At 44.7% G+C, this 18563-nt stretch carries 18 protein-coding genes; all 18 read right to left on the reverse strand.

Annotation, left to right across the window (positions count from 1 at the left end; translation table 11 throughout):
- Positions 1-211: 211 nt before the first annotated feature.
- A complete protein-coding gene (locus GT1_RS00945; RefSeq protein ID WP_188396748.1) occupies positions 212-3898 on the reverse strand; it encodes a PolC-type DNA polymerase III in 3687 nt (1228 codons plus the stop codon).
- Positions 3899-3943: 45 nt separating this feature from the next.
- Positions 3944-4615 (reverse strand): MgtC/SapB family protein, encoded by a 672-nt coding sequence (locus tag GT1_RS00950; protein ID WP_158027057.1) that lies wholly within the window; start codon positions 4613-4615, stop codon positions 3944-3946.
- A 259-nt stretch (positions 4616-4874) separates the two neighbouring features.
- Positions 4875-6590 carry a proline--tRNA ligase gene (locus tag GT1_RS00955; RefSeq protein ID WP_075755132.1) on the reverse strand — a complete coding sequence of 572 codons (1716 nt, stop codon included), beginning with the start codon at positions 6588-6590 and terminating at the stop codon, positions 4875-4877.
- Position 6591: 1 nt separating this feature from the next.
- On the reverse strand, positions 6592-7662 hold the full coding sequence (ispG, locus tag GT1_RS00960; RefSeq protein WP_188396750.1) for a flavodoxin-dependent (E)-4-hydroxy-3-methylbut-2-enyl-diphosphate synthase: 1071 nt from the start codon (positions 7660-7662) through the stop codon (positions 6592-6594).
- Positions 7663-7676: 14 nt separating this feature from the next.
- On the reverse strand, positions 7677-8708 hold the full coding sequence (gene rseP, locus GT1_RS00965) for an RIP metalloprotease RseP (RefSeq protein WP_075755128.1): 1032 nt from the start codon (positions 8706-8708) through the stop codon (positions 7677-7679).
- Positions 8709-8735: 27 nt separating this feature from the next.
- The gene (locus GT1_RS00970) at positions 8736-9899 is read right to left on the reverse strand and encodes a 1-deoxy-D-xylulose-5-phosphate reductoisomerase (RefSeq protein WP_075755126.1); all 1164 of its coding nucleotides are present in this window, start codon (positions 9897-9899) and stop codon (positions 8736-8738) included.
- Between the two features lie 23 nt (positions 9900-9922).
- Positions 9923-10759: a phosphatidate cytidylyltransferase gene (locus GT1_RS00975; protein ID WP_223225983.1), complete on the reverse strand. Its 837-nt coding sequence runs from the start codon at positions 10757-10759 to the stop codon at positions 9923-9925.
- Entirely contained in the window at positions 10760-11542 is a 783-nt protein-coding gene (locus tag GT1_RS00980; protein WP_075755124.1) for an isoprenyl transferase, read from the reverse strand.
- A 182-nt stretch (positions 11543-11724) separates the two neighbouring features.
- A complete protein-coding gene (locus GT1_RS00985; RefSeq protein WP_075755122.1) occupies positions 11725-11895 on the reverse strand; it encodes a DUF362 domain-containing protein in 171 nt (56 codons plus the stop codon).
- Positions 11896-11898: 3 nt separating this feature from the next.
- Positions 11899-12099, reverse strand: coding sequence for a hypothetical protein (locus GT1_RS00990; RefSeq protein ID WP_075755120.1), 201 nt, complete (start codon positions 12097-12099; stop codon positions 11899-11901).
- A 4-nt stretch (positions 12100-12103) separates the two neighbouring features.
- Positions 12104-12664, reverse strand: a complete 561-nt coding sequence (gene frr / locus GT1_RS00995) for a ribosome recycling factor (RefSeq protein ID WP_188396752.1) — start codon at positions 12662-12664, stop codon at positions 12104-12106.
- Complete coding sequence (gene pyrH, locus GT1_RS01000) at positions 12661-13389, reverse strand: UMP kinase (RefSeq protein WP_075755116.1); 729 nt, start codon at positions 13387-13389, stop codon at positions 12661-12663. The genes frr and pyrH overlap by 4 nt, the downstream gene beginning before the upstream one ends.
- A gap of 138 nt (positions 13390-13527) precedes the next feature.
- Positions 13528-14175: a translation elongation factor Ts gene (gene tsf, locus GT1_RS01005; protein WP_075755114.1), complete on the reverse strand. Its 648-nt coding sequence runs from the start codon at positions 14173-14175 to the stop codon at positions 13528-13530.
- 73 nt (positions 14176-14248) lie between these two features.
- Positions 14249-14947 (reverse strand): 30S ribosomal protein S2, encoded by a 699-nt coding sequence (gene rpsB, locus GT1_RS01010; RefSeq protein ID WP_075755112.1) that lies wholly within the window; start codon positions 14945-14947, stop codon positions 14249-14251.
- Between the two features lie 198 nt (positions 14948-15145).
- Entirely contained in the window at positions 15146-15706 is a 561-nt protein-coding gene (locus GT1_RS01015) for a DUF6115 domain-containing protein (protein WP_188396754.1), read from the reverse strand.
- Positions 15707-15724: 18 nt separating this feature from the next.
- Positions 15725-16057: a hypothetical protein gene (locus GT1_RS01020; RefSeq protein ID WP_075755108.1), complete on the reverse strand. Its 333-nt coding sequence runs from the start codon at positions 16055-16057 to the stop codon at positions 15725-15727.
- A 46-nt stretch (positions 16058-16103) separates the two neighbouring features.
- Positions 16104-17726, reverse strand: coding sequence for a DUF342 domain-containing protein (locus GT1_RS01025; protein WP_188396756.1), 1623 nt, complete (start codon positions 17724-17726; stop codon positions 16104-16106).
- Positions 17727-17778: 52 nt separating this feature from the next.
- Positions 17779-18543 (reverse strand): FliA/WhiG family RNA polymerase sigma factor, encoded by a 765-nt coding sequence (locus tag GT1_RS01030; protein ID WP_188396758.1) that lies wholly within the window; start codon positions 18541-18543, stop codon positions 17779-17781.
- Between the last annotated feature and the right edge of the window lie 20 nt (positions 18544-18563).

An 18563-nucleotide genomic window follows, 5' to 3' on the forward strand; every position in this document is an offset into this window, starting at 1 on the left:
CTCCGCTTCAACGGCTCAAGCCGGCCGCAACAGTTCCTGCTTTTTATTCTTGCCTAATCTCTTACCCCTCATACCCTAAGATTGATTAGTGCTGAAATACGATGAAAGAGTGGGTGCCGGTACCCACTCTTAAAAAGTCAAATACTTTTATACTGCAATTATTATACCATTAAAATGGTAATCTTACAACCGACTTAATCAATTTTAATTATTAGGCAAACAATTGGGTTTGGTCACTGTCATCAAGCCCCTCTAGACATCCATGGGTTTTCAGAATATCAATAACAGTTTTCGAAACCCGGCTGCGGGACCGCAGATCTTCAATTGATGAAAAAGGCTTACCCTGCCTGGCAGCTACAATGTTTTGGGCAGCTGATACTCCTACTCCCTGCAAAGATCCCAGCGGCGGCAAAAGGCCATTGTCCACCAGCTGAAATTTTGACGCATCTGATTGGTATAGGTCAACCCGCCGAAAGCCAAAACCGCGCAAATACATCTCATATGCCATTTCCAAAATGGTATGAGTGCTTTTTTCTTTAGCCGACAAAGCATTGCCCTTTTCTTCCAGCGCCGTAAGCTCAGCCTTAATTGCTTTATCACCTTTGACGATTAAATCAGCATCAAATTCAGTGGCTCTAACCGTAAAATACGAGGCGTAAAAGGCCAAAGGATGATGTATCTTACAATAGGCTATCCGGAAGGCCATCATAACATAAGCCACAGCATGCGCTTTGGGAAACATATATTTTATTTTTTGACAGGACTCTATGTACCACTCAGGAACGTCTTTGGCCCGCATTTTCTCAACATCATCAGGTTTTACGCCTTTTCCTTTACGTACGCCTTCCATAATTTTGAAAGCCACCTGCGGATCAACGCCTTTATGGATGAGATAAACCATAATGTCATCCCGTGCGGAAATGGCTTCTGACAATTTTGCCGTGCCATTTCTGATAAGGTCTTGCGCGTTATTGAGCCACACGTCAGTACCATGGGAAAAACCGCTTATCCGCACCAATTCACTAAAGGTCTTAGGCTTGGTATCTTCCAGCATTTGCCGCACAAACTTAGTGCCAAATTCCGGTATGCCGAAAGTAGCAACCGTACTGCCCAGTTGTGCAGGGGTAAGCCCTACAGCCCCTGTTGAGGAAAACAGGCTCATTGTTGTCTGATCATCAAACGGGATGGTTTTTGCATCAATACCGGTTAAGTCTTCCAGCATCTTTATTACTGTCGGATCGTCATGGCCCAGAATATCAAGCTTGACCAACCGGCTGCTGATCGAATGGTAATCGAAATGGGTGGTAATTGTTGAAGAGTTTTTATCATCTGCCGGATATTGAATCGGCGTAAAATGATGCACATCCATATCCCGCGGCACAACCATAATTCCGCCCGGATGCTGTCCTGTGGTTCTTTTTACACCGGTACAACCGTCAAGCAAACGGTTTATGTGGGCATTACGAGCCACTTGGCCTTTGTCATTTAAGTAATTTTTAACAAAGCCGTATGCTGTTTTTTCAGCGATTGTGGCAATAGTGCCTGCTCTAAAGACATTATCACGGCCAAACAACTCTTCTGTGTATTTATGCGCCACCGGTTGGTAATCACCGGAAAAGTTAAGATCAATATCGGGAACTTTGTCGCCATGAAAGCCCATAAACACCGCAAAGGGAATATCATGCCCGTTTTTCTCCATCCTGATTTGACAGTGTGGACATTCTTTATCCGGCAGATCAAAACCACCGCCATAACTGCCGTCGGTTATGAATTCACTGTATTGACAGTGTGAGCAGCGCCAATGCGGCGGCAGGGGATTTACTTCGGTTATCCCTGTCATGGTAGCTACAAAGGATGAACCGACAGAGCCCCTTGAGCCTACAAGATAACCGTCATCCATTGATTTTTTCACAAGCTTATGCGCAATCAGATATAATACGGCAAAACCATTATTGATTATCGAGTTAAGCTCATATTCAAGGCGTTTGGCCACAAGTTCGGGCAGCGGAGTTCCATAGAGCGATTCGGCCTTTTGATAGGACATGAGCTTGATTTCTTCCTCAGCACCGGGAATCTGCGGTGAATATAATTCCTCGGGAATGGGTTTGACCGATTCGATAAGCCCATTAATCTTAAGCGGAGCTTCTACCACTACTTCATAGGCTTTATCGGTTCCGAGGTAATTAAACTCTGCCAGCATCTCGGCCGTTGTCCGGAAAAAAAGCGGCGGCTGCTTATCAGCGTCATCATACCCCTGTCCGGCCATGAGGATGCGGCGGTATATTTCATCTTCCGGATTTAAAAAATGCACGTCACAGGTGGCAACTACTAATTTTCCCAGTTTGGCACCAATGGTACAGACCTGCCTGTTGATGTCGCGCAGCCCTTCTTCATCGGCAATTTTTCCTTTTCGCAGTAAAAATTCATTATTACCTGTAGGCTGAATCTCAAGATAATCATAATAGTTGGCAATCTTAATTAATTCTTCTTCACTGGCACCTTGAACCATAGCATGAATTAATTCACCGGCTTCACACGCTGAACCTAATAATAGTCCTTCCCGGTGTTCATCCAGTATAGCCCGGGGAATACGCGGTGTACGGTGCAAATACCGCAAATGGGATATCGAAACCAGTCGATACAAGTTACGAAGCCCGATATTGTTTTTCGCTAAAATAATAATATGGCGGGCTTGGTTAATATCATCCTCAAAGAGATAGCCTTCCATACCATAAATCACTTTAATGCCGGCACTAACAGCCTCTTCATATGCCTCGGGAAAGGCTTGGACCACCCCATGGTCGGTAATGGCAATGGCCGGATGCCCCCATTTTGCTGCTGTTTTTATCAGGCTTTTGGCAGATACAACAGCATCCAGCGCACTCATGCGGGTATGGGCATGCAGTTCAACCCGGCGAACAGGTTCATTGTCCTGGCGTTCAGGGGCTTTTTCCGCCCGGCACATGCTGTCGGCAAACAATGTTAGTTCATTGGCAAATTTATCATATTGCACAGTGCCCTTAACGGTCACCAGCATCCCCTTCTTAATCAGCCCGCTAGTCTTATCGAATTGCTCTTTATTATCAAAAAATACTTTGCCGCTAATACCATCAGTCGAATCAACAAGGTCAAATGTCAGCAGAAAACGCCCCGACTTTAACTCCTTCAATTCATGATTAATGATTTGCCCGGTAAGTATTACGTTGCGTGCTTCTTCCTGGATGGCATTTATCGGTTGCCCAGCACCGGCAGCGCCCCGAATGTTGCGGCCAAATATAATAGGACTATCACTTGCTTTAGGTTTATCCTGCGGCGACGCTGCTTCCGTGAGAGCTTCCCGGTATTCAGGCGTTAACAGCGCATCATCACATTCAACCGTTTCTTCAATAATTGAATGGATAAACCTGACCTCAGAGCTACGGCCAAACTCTTGCAGGATAAAGGACTTAATCGCCTGTTCCACCCCACGCTCAGCCAAAATAGCCGTTGACAAACCGCCCATAGTTTCAATGGTAAGGGTTTCTTCGTCATAAGACCAGGAGTCGGAGGCACTTAATAGTAAATGTTTTGTACCATAATGTCCCCGTGCAACCTGTTCAACAAATTGGGACCAATTCTCAGTCAGATACTGTTTTACATCCCTGACCTGCTGGCTAAAAATAACGTTAGCTAAACCGCACTGCTGACACAGCTGCGCCGCCAGCGTATCAAGCGCCTGCCCGGCAACAAGTTTGGCTGTAGTTATATGTATTGCCCAGGTCTTTGCACTGGGATTTACTTCCACTTTTTTAACTTGAGCTGTTTTTAATAGTTGCTGACTAGCCGAATCCAGCGGTAGCCGCTCCACAAATTGAAAAAAGCTTTGGCAATTTTCAGGTATAACACAATAACTAGGCATTTAACCTCTCCCCATCAATAACAGGTCACAGATATTCTATATATTTTACCACGGTTTTTCAATAGAAATCACACCATCAATTTCTGTAAGTTCCGAGAAAATCCGTACCATATCGGCATCTGGCGGAATTGTTAAGGCAAACTCCAATTTTATCACTTTTTGTTCATGTATATGGTGCATGGTTATATTGTGGATACCAATACCATGTTGTCCAAAAAACATGCCTACCTGCCCAAGCTGTCCAGGCTGATCACGGATAATCAACTTAATTTTATCCCGTGATTTACTGGTCCAGTGGCGGCGTTCCACTTGCCCAAAAAATACTAAGGTCAAAAATACCAAAGCCGTACCGGCAATACCGGTAAAAAAGAGACCTGCTCCAATTGCCAGACCAATCCCTGCTACCACCCATAGACTGGCTGCAGTAGTAAGGCCTGTAACAGTCAAGCCTTCTCTCAGAATAGTACCTGCACCTAAGAAGCCAATCCCACTAATCACTTGCGCAGCGATTCGTCCAGGGTCCTTATTGACCGTCTCAATGCCGGTGAAACCGTAAATAGATACCAGCATCATTAATGTCGAACCCACACACACCAAAATATGGGTACGCAAACCGGCCGGCCTATCCAGGCTTTCGCGTTCAAATCCAATCAAGCCGCCAAGCAGACATGAGATAACCAACCGTAAAACAATATCTATTTCACTGATTGGAGCCACTCTCTCTCACCTCCCATTACTTGCAGCCGCTAATAAAGAAAACACGGCTTGCGCCGGGCCTGGCGACGATGAAAGCCGATGCTGCTCTTAAAAAAGTTATATTTTCCGTTAGGAAAAAAAGCGTGATCACCGGTATCACGCTTTTTTATGATAAAGCTGCTTCTATAATAATATATACCGCGTTAAAGTTTTTTTACAAACAGATGGTGTGCCGGCAAAAGACAAGTCAAACGCCGGCGCAGCATTGTGGAATATATAATTACAGTTTAGCCAGCAATGTTTTGATACCTGCTACATATTCTTCAGGTCCAAAATAGAGTGTCTCGCCGGTACGCCGCACTTTAACTTCAATTAGATTGTCACTGATGGCTTTGGGACCAACTGTGACTTTTACCGGATAGCCAATAAGATCGGCATCCTTAAATTTAACACCAGGACGCTCATTGCGGTCATCCAGTACGGCTTCTACGCCGCTGGCGTTTAACTCACCGTATATTTTCTCAGCCAAAGCCATTTGCAGTTGATCTTTGGTGCTGACGGGAACAACTACGGCATGGAACGGTGCAATAGGTACAGGCCAGATAATACCGTTTTGATCGTAATTTTGTTCAATGGCTGCCGCCATGGTACGGCTGACCCCTATCCCGTAACAACCCATTACCATGGGCTTCTCTTTACCATCGTCATCAATAAAGGTAGTCTGCAAAGCTGTACTGTATTTAGTGAATAGCTTAAATACCTGACCAACCTCAATCCCCCGTGCCGTTTTAATCGGAGCGCCGCAGCGGGGGCACGGATCACTTTCCTGAATCAAGCGGATATCGGTAACAATCGACGCCTTAAAGTCACGGCCGGGATTAACATTGATATAATGTGCATCAGGCTTATTGGCACCGCACACGGCATTATGCATATTCATAACAGTAGCATCGGCTACAATAATAATATCCTTTTTGTCCGCCAGGCCAACAGGACCAATATATCCGGCTTTACTGCCAACAACACTGGCAATAGCTTCTTCGTTAGCCATTTCAAGGTGCAGGCAGCCAACTTTATTTAGCAGTTTAATTTCGTTTACTTCATGGTCACCGCGTACCAGTGCCAGGACAATCTCACCTTTATCGGTGCTATAAGCCAGTGTCTTAATTGTCTTTTCCGGGCTTACCCCCAGGAACTGGCTGAGTGCGGCAATGGTTTTCGTATCCGGCGTATCTTTTTCCGTCAACGGCATGCTTTCCTCGGCTGCCGCACTGATGGGATGCAGTTCAGCTTTTTCAACATTAGCGGCATATTCACAGCCGCCGCAGTACACAATGCCTGCTTCCCCGGAATCGGCAATTACCATAAACTCGTGTGAACCACTGCCGCCGATAGCGCCTGAATCGGCTTCTACCGCACGGAAGCTCAGCCCGCAGCGGGTAAATATCCGGGAATAAGCATCATACATTTTGTTATAGCTTTCATCAAGGCCTGCCTCATCACGGTCAAATGAATACAGATCCTTCATGATAAATTCCCGTCCCCGCATAAGGCCAAACCGGGGTCTGATTTCATCGCGGTATTTATTCTGAATCTGATAAAGCAGGAGTGGCAGTTGACGATAGGAGCGTACGTCACCACGAACAAGGGTGGTAATCAGTTCTTCATGGGTAGGGCCTAAGCAGAAATTGCGGTTGTGACGGTCTTTGAGACGAAACATTTCATCACCATAAACACTCCACCGGCCAGTTTCCTGCCACATTTCGGCCGGCTGGATAATTGGCATTGCCAGTTCCTGACCGCCTTTTGCAGCCATCTCTTCGCGCACAATGGCTTCAATTTTTTTTAAGACACGCCACGCCAATGGCAGGTACGAATAAATTCCACCGGCAGCTTTACGAATAAAGCCAGCCCTGAGCATTAATTGATGGCTTATTACTTCGGCTTCAGCCGGAGTTTCTCTTAACGTTGGTGCAAATAATTGGGAAACACGCATGTTAGTTGTTAGCCTCCTTATTAAGTTTGTCAATTTCAGCAAATAATGCACTTATGAGTTCGTCTTCCGGCACTTTACGGATAATCTTGCCTTTACTGAACAACAGGCCCTCGCCTTTGCCCCCGGCAATACCAACATCAGCTTCTTTTGCTTCACCTGGTCCATTTACCACACACCCCATTACGGCTACAGTAATGGGCTTTTTAAACAGTTTCAGCTTATCTTCCACCATTTCGGCAATATCTACCAAATTAATCTGGCAGCGGCCGCAGGTGGGACAAGATACCAGCGTGGGGCCATATTGCCGCAGTCCAAGTGACTTAAGAATTTCATTGGCCACATGAATTTCTTCTACAGGGTCGCCGGTTAACGATACTCTGAGGGTATCACCAATCCCCTGGGCCAATAGCGCTCCGATTCCTACTGCCGATTTAATGACACCTGACCGCACTGTTCCAGCCTCGGTTATGCCAAGATGCAAAGGATAATCCACCGCTTCCGACATCAGCTGATAGGCGCGGATCGTTAGCGGTACATCATGGGCCTTCAGCGATATTTTAATGTCATTAAAATTATGCTTCTCTAATATATGGATATGCTTTAGCGCGCTTTCCACCATAGCTTCTGCTGTCGGACTCCCGCCATGTCTGGCAAGCATCTCCTTACTTAGTGAGCCGGCGTTAACCCCGATACGAATGGGAGTTCGCCGCTTTTTAGCGGCTTTAACAACAGCGGCTACCTGGTCAGCGTCGCCGATATTTCCCGGATTCAGGCGCAGGCCGTTAACACCGTGCTCGATGGCAGCGAGAGCCAGACGGTAGTCAAAATGAATATCGGCAATCAGCGGTACCTCGACCGCCGCTTTGATTGCTGCTATCGCCTGGGCGGCATTCATGTCAGGCACGGCAATGCGAACAATATCACACCCGGCGTCAAGCAGCCGCTTAATTTGTGCTACCGTTTCCGGAACATTGTCGGTACGGGTATTTGTCATTGATTGTATTGAGATAGGCGCACCGCCACCTACCGTAATTTTGTCAATTTGGATTGGCCGCGTTTGCTTGCGCTGCATACTTCATCACCAGCTTAAAACAATTTTAATCGCGATATATCTTTGAAGGTTGCCACCACAAACAGGAGCATGAGTAATGCAAACCCAATCATCTGGATAAATTGCATTTGGTTTCGATTTAGCGGTTTGCCTCTGAGACCTTCCACCGCCAGGGTGACAACATGCCCTCCATCCAGTACCGGCACCGGCAGCAGATTAATCAGGCCTAAATTAATACTTAAAAAAGCAGCAAATTGCAGTAACGGAATGATGCCAAGCTGGGCCACTTCTCCTGCCATCTGTGCTACACCAATGGGTCCGGCGACATCGGCAGCCGCTTTACCGGTAATCATCTCGGCAATGCCAACTACCATACTTTGCGCGACAAACAAGGTTTGTTTGCCCGCCAGACCAATAGCCTCAACCACTCCTGGCTGATACTTATTAATTAGCGGCATGACACCAATAATCCCCCGCTTAGTACTTTCATCATATTCAGGCGTCAATATCGCTGTTTTGTCTTGTTCAGAACCTCGGGCATAGGTTATCGTGAGATTCGCTCCCGCATGTGATTGGATTACACTGACAAAGTCACGCCAGGATTCAATCGGGGTGCCATTTACCGCCGACACTTTATCCCCCGGCAGCAAACCAGCCATAGCGGCCGGCTTATCCGGAAAAATCTTGCCGATGATTGGCTGATTGGAAGGAGTGTCGATGCCGGCACTGACAAATACGATGAACAGCAAAACAACCGGCAAAACCAGATTCATGGCAGAACCGGCCACAATAACCAGCATTCTGGCCCAGATAGGCTTCGCGCTGAAAGAACGTTCATCCTGTTCTTCATCAGGATCCATACCGGCAATTTTATTATAGCCGCCTAGTGGTATGATGCGAAGAGAGTATATGGTTTCTCCAATTTTTTTGCTTATTAGCTTTGGTCCGAAGCCGATAGCAAATTCATCCACCCTCATTCCCACGCTCTTCGCAGTAATAAAATGACCAAGCTCATGGACTAGGATTAATAAACCGAAAACAAATATGGTTGCAATAACGGTAGACAAATCTTTACCACCCCTTCATGTATTTGGTTAGGCCTTCCTGCCAAGGTCACTCACTGCCTGGACCGCACATTGGCGCGCCCATGTATCTGCTGCATATATTTGCTCCAAATCTGGAGTGGTAACAAGTGAATGTATTTCCATAGTATAACTTATAATCTGTGCAATATCAAGAAAACCAATTTTGCCCTGTAAAAATGCATACACAGCCACTTCATTGGCAGCATTGAAGACACAAGGCATGGTTCCGCCCTTGTTCCCCGCAGTATAAGCCAGCTTTAATGCCGGAAAATTGCCTGTATCAGGTTCAGTGAAGGTCAACGCCGACAAAGCAGTCAAATCAAGCCGTGGAAATTTGGAGGGTATGCGTTCAGGATAAGACAACGCATACTGAATCGGCAGACGCATATCCGGCATTCCCAATTGGGCCATGACACTGCCATCAATAAATTCCACCATAGAATGAATAATACTCTGAGGATGAACACAAACATCAATTTGATCATAAGCCACACCAAAGAGCCATTTGGCTTCAATCACTTCCAACCCTTTATTAGCCAAAGTTGCTGAATCAATTGTGATTTTACGTCCCATAGACCAATTAGGATGTTTCAGGCAATCCTCGACGGTAACATGAGCTAGTTCCTTGGCGGTACGCCCCCGGAACGGGCCGCCTGACGCCGTTAAAATAATCCGGCCAATGTGTTTATTGTTTTCGCCCTGCAAACACTGAAAAATCGCGCTATGTTCGCTGTCAACCGGATAAACGCTGACATTATAGTCTTTCGCCAAAGCCATAACTAACTGACCGGCGGCTACCAGCGTTTCTTTGTTAGCCAGAGCAATGTTTTTTTTAGCTTTGATGGCGGCAATCGTTGGCTTAAGACCGGCGAAGCCAACCAGTGAGGTCAAAACGGTATCTGTCTGGTGAAAAACAGCAGCTTCTAAGAGCCCCTCCTCACCGGTTACGATTTGGGTTGGCCCGCGATAGGAAGCAGCCAGACGGTCAGCTGCTTGTTTATCAATTAGCACCGCTAATTGGGGTTTGAAATATTCTATCTGCTCTTGTAGCAGCTGTTCATTATGATAGGCAGCCAACACTGTTACATTATATTTATCAGGGTTAGCAGCAATTACGTCCAAAGCCTGAGTACCAATGGAGCCGGTACTTCCTAAAATTGCAATATGCTTCATCTGTGGAACTCCTGTCTAAATTTCTAATAGCCGACAAATGTTCTTATGTAATAGTAGACCACCGGAACGGTAAACATAATGGCATCAAAGCGGTCAAGTACGCCGCCATGTCCTGGCAAAACATTGCCGGAGTCTTTTACTCCGGAAAATCTTTTAAGCGCCGATTCTGCCAGATCACCGAGCGGAGCTGCAAGACCTACCAAAAGACCTAAGAGCAGGGTATGGACCAGCGGCAATCCACTCACCCATCCCATAATACTGACACCGGCAATACTGCCGATTAAACCACCTATTGCTCCCTCATAGGTTTTACCAGGGCTGATAGCCGGACACAATTTATGCCGCCCCAGCGTGGAACCAACAAAATAAGCCAGCGTGTCACTAGCCCAGGTACCGATGAAAGCCAGCCAAAGATAAGCTGCACCGACCGATAAGGCGCCCAATGCGGTTTGTATATATTCATAGGGGCTGGCAAAGCGCAGCAGCAGCAAATGCGCAAACGGCAAACTGATATATAGTGTTCCCAACACAGTAAAGGCGGCATCCGTCATGCCAAATTTCGCATGGGAAACCACTGATTTGGCGATAGTCGCCAACACAACCAGCAATATAACCATAACCAGTTCCTGCGCATTACCCAACCACGCACAGCCCAAAACTAATATGACCCCCATAAGACCAATCCCGCAGTGAACCTGGATATCCTTTGCCTGCATCATTTTATAAAACTCATGCCAGGCCAAGAGTGCCAGCAGTATTACCGCGGCAGCAAACAGCCATGCACCATAATTAATAATGTATATGGCTATCGGTATTCCAATAGCTGCTGTCAAAATACGCATTCCAAGCAATATAGGCACCTACCGTTTATTCGTATTTTTTATACCACCAAATCTTCGATCCCGTTGCTGATAATCGCGAACAGCCTGCAGCAGATCTTCTGATTTGAAATCCGGCCAGTGAATTTCCGTAAACCAAAACTCAGTATATGCCATTTGCCATAACAAAAAATTGCTAATGCGAAAATCTCCGCTCGGCCTGATCAATAAATCCGGAGCCGGCAAATTGGCAGTATATAAATGTTCTTCAATAATTGTTTCATTGATATCTTCCGGGTCTAACTCCCGCCGTAACACTTTTTCACTAATTATCTTAACAGCGCGCGTCAACTCAGCCCGGCCCCCGTAGTTTACGGCCAGATTTAAAATCAATCCTGTGTTATGAGCTGTAAGCGTCTGAGCTTTTTCAACTTTTTTTTGCAAATTGAGGGCCAAATCCCCTGTATGACCGATAAATCTTACTTGCACATTATTTTCATCTAATTCGGCAAGCTCATTATCAAGATAATCAGACAGCAGACTCATTAACAAACTGACTTCATCAGCCGGCCGCCGCCAGTTCTCCGTAGAAAAGGCATATGCAGTAAGGACTTGTATACCTATTTCGGAAGCGGTCTTTACAATTTCCCGCAGGGTTTCCGCCCCGGCCCGATGACCAAGGGTCCGCGGCAACCCTTTTTTCTGCGCCCAGCGTCCATTGCCATCCATGATTATAGCCACATGACGCGGGAGTCTTGTGGGATCAATATCATTATAATCGTTTTGTTTAAGAGTATGCTTTTTGCTAAACCACTTCATCCACACACTATAATCCTCCGCTAAGCTTTAGCTATAGTTATGACCAAATTATCTCCAGAATATAGTAGTCCGCCAAGGCAAAATCCACAGTGTTTTTATCCATCCTGTGGCTTTAGACTTGGCAGACTACTAGTAAAATTAGCCAACAGATATCAAATTTAAACCCCCTCTTGCGAGGGGGATTTAAATTATTCCGGAGCTACAATTGCACCAGTTGGGCAAACCTCTGCACAAGAACCACAGTCAACACATTCTTCGTTGATGCTGTAGATGGGTTCACCTTCTTGAATAGCGCCAACCGGGCAGGTAGCCGCACAGGAACCACAGGCAACACACTCATCTGTAATTTTGTAAGCCATTAATTAAAACACCTCCTTTCCCATTTTAGCAGCAGCAATTAAATGATAAATTCCATCAGCATCCACTTGCTGCCTAATAACATACAATGTATCATCAAGCTGAAACATATTGCGCGAAGGTTTAGTAATGGTAACAGTATATTTGCTGTCATTTTGTTCCAACTTATTAATAACTTCAGACAACGGCTGCGCGACTGTATCCAAGCTGTTACACTTCCATAATGTCTTTTTCTTTTACTGCCATTACCTGATCCACTTCTTTGATGTATTTATCAGTCAGCTTTTGAATATCATCTTGCGCCTTTTTGGCTTCATCTTCCGAAAGGGCTTTGTCTTTTTCTATTTTTTTAACAGCATCATTGGCATCACGCCGCAAATTACGAATAGCGACTCTGCACTCTTCCGCTTTCTTATGTATAACCTTGACTATTTCCGCCCGGCGTTCTTGGGTAAGCTGCGGAATGGCAAGACGGATAACGGCACCATCACTATTAGGCATCAAGCCTAAGTCGGATTTTTGAATAGCCTTATCAATAGCAGTAAGCATTGACTTTTCCCAGGGCTGAATGATAATCATCCTGGGCTCGGGAACTGAAATATTGGCAACTTGATTAACCGGTGTTGGTGATCCATAATAATCCACCATTACCTTGTCAAGCAGAGAAGGGTTTGCCCTGCCGGCGCGCAAACTGCCATACTCTTTCCTCAAAGCTTCCAAAGCTTTTTTCATTTTATCTTCATGGGCAGAATGAATTTCCTTAGCTGTCATTTCTTTTCTCCCCCAACGATTGTTCCTATATCTTTTCCCAGCGCTGCTTTTAAAATATTTCCGGGTTCATCAATACTAAATACTACAATTGGAATTTGATTATCCATACATAATGAAGTGGCAGTAGAGTCCATAACCCCTAACCCCCGCTGCAGAACTTCAATATATTCAAGTTCTTTAAACTTCTTGGCATCAGGATTGTGACGCGGGTCAGAATCATAGACACCATCGGTACTCTTTTTAGCCATTAAGATAACATCTGCTTCGATTTCGGCTGCTCTGAGTGCTGCAGTTGTATCTGTAGAGAAATAGGGATTTCCCGTACCGGCGGCAAAAATAACTACGCGTCCCTTTTCCATATGACGTATTGCCCGGCGCCGGATGTAAGGCTCAGCAACCTGCTGCATATTAATGGCGCTCTGCACTCGCGAATCAACGCCGCAATGCTCCAGTGCATCCTGCAGGGCCAGCGCATTCATAACAGTTGCCAACATCCCCATATAGTCGGCAGTAGCGCGATCCATTCCTTTAGCGCTGCCTGCCAGGCCCCGCCAAATATTTCCGCCACCAACAACAATGGCTACATCCAGATTGTTTGCTTTTATTTCTTTAATTTCTTTAGCGATAGCATCGACAACTATTGGATCTATACCATAACCTTTATTGCCAGCTAAGGCTTCGCCACTTAATTTTAAGACAACGCGATTGTATTTACCGTTCGCCAAGCGGGAGAACCTCCTTTGATTGTATTTCTACAAATAGTCTTTAAATCCTTTATTTGTCACAACATTTTTTGTTCTGCTCTAACAGAAAGTTATACTTTCTGTTAGAGCTTGAGAAAAAAGAGAACACGAAGTGTTCTCCTATTTGTTAACAGCAGCCATTACTTCTGCCGCAAAATCATTGGCCTTTTTCTCAAGACCTTCACCTAAATGGTACCTGGTAAAACGACGAACCGATATGTTTTCGCCAATTTTAGCCACACTTTCTGTGATAAGCTGCTTAATTGTTTTATCCGGGTCCTTAATGAAAGGCTGTTCCAATAAGCAGGCTTCTTTATAGAATTTCTCCAACCGGCCGCCAATCATTTTCTCGATAATGTTGGCAGGTTTGCCTTCATTCAGCGCCTGAGCCCGAAGAATTTCTCTTTCATGATTCAGTATTTCTTCCGGCACTTCTTCACGGGCAACATAGCTAGGGTTAGCAGCAGCTATTTGCATTGCTATGTCACGCACCAAACTTTTGAACCCATCGGTTTTGGCAACAAAGTCAGTCTCACAGTTAACTTCGAGAAGAACACCAATGCGTCCTGCCCCATGTATGTAAGCTTCAACAAGTCCTTCCGAAGCTATCCGGCTAGCTTTTTTTGCGGCGGCAGCCAAGCCTTTTTCCCGCAAATAATCAACAGCCTTTTCCATATCACCATTAGTCTCACCCAGCGCCTTTTTACAATCCATCATACCGGCACCAGTACGTTCTCTCAACTCTTTAACCATTCCAGCCGTTATCATGTCTAATCCCCCTAACTATTATTAAAGGTAAGAGGGCAAAAAAGCCCCTTACCTTTATTTTGCAAATAATAGTTTACTCTGCCATCTGTTCGCCTTGACGGCCTTCCAGAACAGCATCGGCAACTTTTGCAGTAAGCAACTTGACAGCACGAATAGCATCGTCGTTGCCAGGAATAATATAATCAATTTCATCAGGATCGCAGTTGGTGTCAACAATACCAACAATGGGAATACCCAGATTGCGAGCTTCAGCCACAGCAATGCGTTCTTTACGCGGATCAATAATGAACAGCGCACCTGGAAGTTTGTGCATATTTTTAATGCCACCAAGGAATTTTTGCAGACGTTCCATTTCGTGGCGTAAAGTAATAACTTCCTTCTTAGGCAATACTTCGAACATGCCTTTTTCTTCCATACCTTCCAATTCACGCAGTCTGTTAATACGTTTTTGAATAGTTTGGAAGTTGGTCAGCATACCGCCAAGCCATCTTTCATTAACATAAAACATGTCGCATCTGATAGCTTCTTCTTTTACAGCTTCCTGAGCTTGTTTCTTCGTACCCACAAATAACATAGTTTGTCCTTGGGCAGCCAGGTCACGTACAAAATTATACGCTTCTTCCACCTTTTTAACTGTTTTTTGCAGGTCAATAATATAGATACCGTTACGCTCCGTAAATATGTACGGGGCCATTTTGGGGTTCCATCTTCTGGTCTGATGGCCGAAATGCACACCAGCTTCCAAAAGCTGTTTCATGGAAATAACTGACATAAGATACACCTCCTGTTAATTTACCGCCGCAATCCGCATTTTTTGCCGTCACCATTTCTTTGGCACAGTGGCAAAATTAGATTGCGTGTGTGATAACACCGAAAAATAGTATAGCATAAGTTCTTACCGGTAACAAGTAAAAATTCCTTATATTTTTTTACTTTTTATCATTTTTTTGTTTTTATTATACCAAACGGTTCATTTTTTATTCAATTGCAGCAGTAAGGTTATCTCACCCTTACCCACACCGGTGGCTTTAGCGATTTCCGTAATCGTATAGCCTTGATCAGCCATAGCAATAATAAGCCGGTGTTTTTCTATATTAACCGGCTCTTTATCAAGTTTATTATCATCAAGCAATTCAGCTATATCATCAGCAGGCGGAGCTAACTCCATTGCCGGGGTCGGCTCCGGTACATGACTCACAGACTCTGTCCGGCTCTCCTGCCTGTAATTATCGCTATTGGGGCGATTTTCCAGTTCTATCAGTTGTTCAATAATTTTATTGGCATACTCCACCTGCTGGCTAAGTATGCCAATCTTCGCTTCTGCTTCTTCCAGCAGTAACTCAAGCTGTGCTGATTCATCCTCCAGCCGCCTGATAATCGAATCGGCCGTTTGCTCAAGCTGCTGAGAAAATTCATTTGCCGGAGCAGATACATTCAGCATAAACATTTTGATAATCATTTCTTTCTTATATACCAATAAAAAAACTAACAGTAATACAGCTACTAAAGAAACAATCACGCCTGTAAGCAAGTATACCACCCCAATATATCAGGTTTTAATGTCAATAATATGTCCACGCAGCGGGTCCTGTCCCACACCTTCCGGATCTTCTTGCTCAGACGCTTCTTTTGGCTGATCATGATTGCGAGCAAACTCACGCGGATGTTTTTTATGCTTTTGGTTCTCATCCCGTTCAACTTTACCGCCTTGACTCTTGTCCATGCCTTGCACTTGCTGCTGGCGCACCTGTACTGTCTTTTTCAGTTCTTCCGCAAATTGCTGCTGCTGCAACGTACTTTGTTGGTTCAAATTATTTTGCTGTTTTCCGACTTCTGTCGCTTTGGGAATAAGCACCTGCATATCAATTGGTCTGATGCTCATTATATCACCCACCCAATCATAATATAAGCAGATTGGTCATTTATTACTATTTATAAGAACTTGTTTTTATTTCCCCGTCTTCAGCATAAAATTTAACAAACTTAGCGGCATCCCGTAAGGGTTTTACTAATGTTCCGATAACCAATTTAACTCCCGGATAGGCAGTATCCGCCACCTTAACATGTCCATACCGCATTTCTTCTAAAGATATTTCGATTTCTGCCAAACGGTTACGCATGGTTTCAATCTGGCCAATTAAATGAAATTGCGCTTTCGTCAATTTAAGCAGCATTTCGTGCTTATCGGGCGGCAGAGTATTTTGATTCATAGCTTTCAGTACGGTAAGGGCTTTCTTCGTTTGTTCCAGGTTAAGTTCAATCTTTTTGACTTCTTTTCTCAATTCCTGGTATTCTTCCCGCAGCTTAGGATTTACACCAACTTCGATATCGGTATTGGTGGCTGAATTAGTTCCAATAACCTTTGCCCTGATTTCTTCGCCGGCCGATATCTGCCCGCCGACAATTAAACCACGCCGTTCCTCAACAATTACCCGTTTTGCGGCACTTACTTTGCTATGCAGCACAACATCACTGACAATAACGTCTTTCCCGGCATAGACTGTTGCGTTTTCAATATATTTGGAAACTACATTTTCAGCAGCTTTTATATACCCCCGGTTCATGCCTTGAATTCCCATACGGACAACTACATTTTTTCCTTCAACAATACCACCGCTGACACTGCCGGCAATTTCTACATTGCCTTCTGCTTTAACCGTAAAACCGGTTTGCACTGACCCTTTAACGATTACACTGCCAACAAACTCAATATTGCCTGTAGACAGATCAACATCGGCTTTGATTTCAATCATAGGTATGACATTCAGCTTGTTATTGAGCATAACCAGCTGACCTGCCTGAGCGGCATACACCTTTAGGCCTTCGTCCACATAAACATTTTTGCCTTTCGGTAATACTACATCCCTACCCGGCTTAGGAAAAACTTCATTACCCAGAATATCCATACCGGCTGTGCCCGGTGTCGCCGGTACCTTTTCTGCCAGTAATTCATCTGCGTGAACAACAGTAAACATGTTAAGATTTTTAAAATCAACCCGTCCGTCTTCCAACTCTGCCGGGCGTCCTTTATTTTCTAAATCAACAAGATATGTAATACTTGCATTAATTCCATCAACCGGACGCAAGCCGTTGGCGCAAGCTACTATAGTACCAGGCTTGGCAAACGCTGTTTCCACTGCCGCAAGATCAATACCGTAAGTAATACCGGCATTTTTAATCCGGTCCATGACCTCTTCGATGCTAACCGGCCGACAGCCTTGCGGCTTAATCACCTGTAGTGTAGCTTCCATTTTATCACGAGAGATTTGAATCTGTATGTCCGGCTCTGCTTCTACCGGTTTCTCTGCAACTTTAACAGGAGTACCTAATGCCTCTCTTACAACACGGGTAAGCAGAGCATTGTCGACCTTATCGATACCAAGCTCTGCCAAAGCTTCAATTATTTTCGGTACTTTTACAGGCTCGCCTGTCCCTTGTTGAGGATAAACAGTTAGAAAAAAACCATCTTCTTCTGCCGCAATATTGAAATATCCGTCAAGTGAACTAAGTTTCTCCTCAGTATGCTCTAAAAAACGATTGTTGTCCTCCATACGATTATCCCCCATCAATAGCACTCAAACTATCATACTATATGATAAATATCTATACAAAACTCGACTTAACTCTTGACAGAGCGCCACGCAGTCGGAAAATAGCTTTAGTATGAAGCTGGGAAATACGTGCCTCCGATAACTTCAGTATTAGGCTAATTTCTTTTAACGTCAATCCTTCGTAATAGTAAAGACTGACTACCAGACGTTCTTTTTCCGGTAACTTATCAATACTTTTTGCCAACATCTCTTTTACTTCTTGTTCTTCGATATGTTGGGAAGGATTTGGTGTATGGTGCGAAGCGGTCTCAGTTCTGGCGAACTCTTCCAAGGGAATAAGAGTGCTGGCATTTAGATGATTAATAAGCGTATAAAGTTCATTTAGTGGAATTTTCATTGCCATAGCAATCTCTTCATCTTTTACCGAGCGGCCTAACGCATGTTCTAATTTAGCAACTGTTTGTTCATATTGACGTGCTTTTTGTCTAATGGTAGCCGGAATCCAATCCTGGGCTCTCAATGAATCAAGAATAGCTCCCCTGATTCGAACTACCGCATAAGTCTCAAATTTAACCCCCCGGTCAGGATCAAAACGTTCAATTGATTCCATAAGGCCAAAAAAACCATTACTGATTAAGTCATCTTTATCCACATGCTGAGGAAGACTGACTGCAATACGCCCTGCTACTAATTTCACCAGCGACAGATAGTGTTCAATAATTTTCTCGCGTATTTCCGGACTTCTGTTACTGCTATGATAGTCCTGCCAAAGCTTGAGTGTGTTAGCAGCCTTCTGTTCAGCATTATTACCTGCCATTGGCGCTTACCCTCCCATCC

The organism is Sporomusa sp. GT1 (assembly GCF_014634905.1).
Taxonomy (GTDB): domain Bacteria; phylum Bacillota; class Negativicutes; order Sporomusales; family Sporomusaceae; genus Sporomusa; species Sporomusa sphaeroides.

Excerpts from the sequence above, each read along its gene's own strand:
- GT1_RS00945 (WP_188396748.1), bottom strand. The coding sequence starts at position 3,898 with ATGCCTAGTTATTGTGTTATACCTGAAAATTGCCAAAGCTTTTTTCAA.
- GT1_RS00955 (WP_075755132.1), bottom strand. The coding sequence starts at position 6,590 with ATGCGTGTTTCCCAATTATTTGCACCAACGTTAAGAGAAACTCCGGCT.
- ispG (WP_188396750.1), bottom strand. The coding sequence starts at position 7,662 with ATGCAGCGCAAGCAAACGCGGCCAATCCAAATTGACAAAATTACGGTA.
- GT1_RS00970 (WP_075755126.1), bottom strand. The coding sequence starts at position 9,899 with ATGAAGCATATTGCAATTTTAGGAAGTACCGGCTCCATTGGTACTCAG.
- GT1_RS00985 (WP_075755122.1), bottom strand. The coding sequence starts at position 11,895 with ATGGCTTACAAAATTACAGATGAGTGTGTTGCCTGTGGTTCCTGTGCG.
- frr (WP_188396752.1), bottom strand. The coding sequence starts at position 12,664 with ATGACAGCTAAGGAAATTCATTCTGCCCATGAAGATAAAATGAAAAAA.
- tsf (WP_075755114.1), bottom strand. The coding sequence starts at position 14,175 with ATGATAACGGCTGGAATGGTTAAAGAGTTGAGAGAACGTACTGGTGCC.
- rpsB (WP_075755112.1), bottom strand. The coding sequence starts at position 14,947 with ATGTCAGTTATTTCCATGAAACAGCTTTTGGAAGCTGGTGTGCATTTC.
- GT1_RS01020 (WP_075755108.1), bottom strand. The coding sequence starts at position 16,057 with ATGAGCATCAGACCAATTGATATGCAGGTGCTTATTCCCAAAGCGACA.
- GT1_RS01025 (WP_188396756.1), bottom strand. The coding sequence starts at position 17,726 with ATGGAGGACAACAATCGTTTTTTAGAGCATACTGAGGAGAAACTTAGT.
- GT1_RS01030 (WP_188396758.1), bottom strand. The coding sequence starts at position 18,543 with ATGGCAGGTAATAATGCTGAACAGAAGGCTGCTAACACACTCAAGCTT.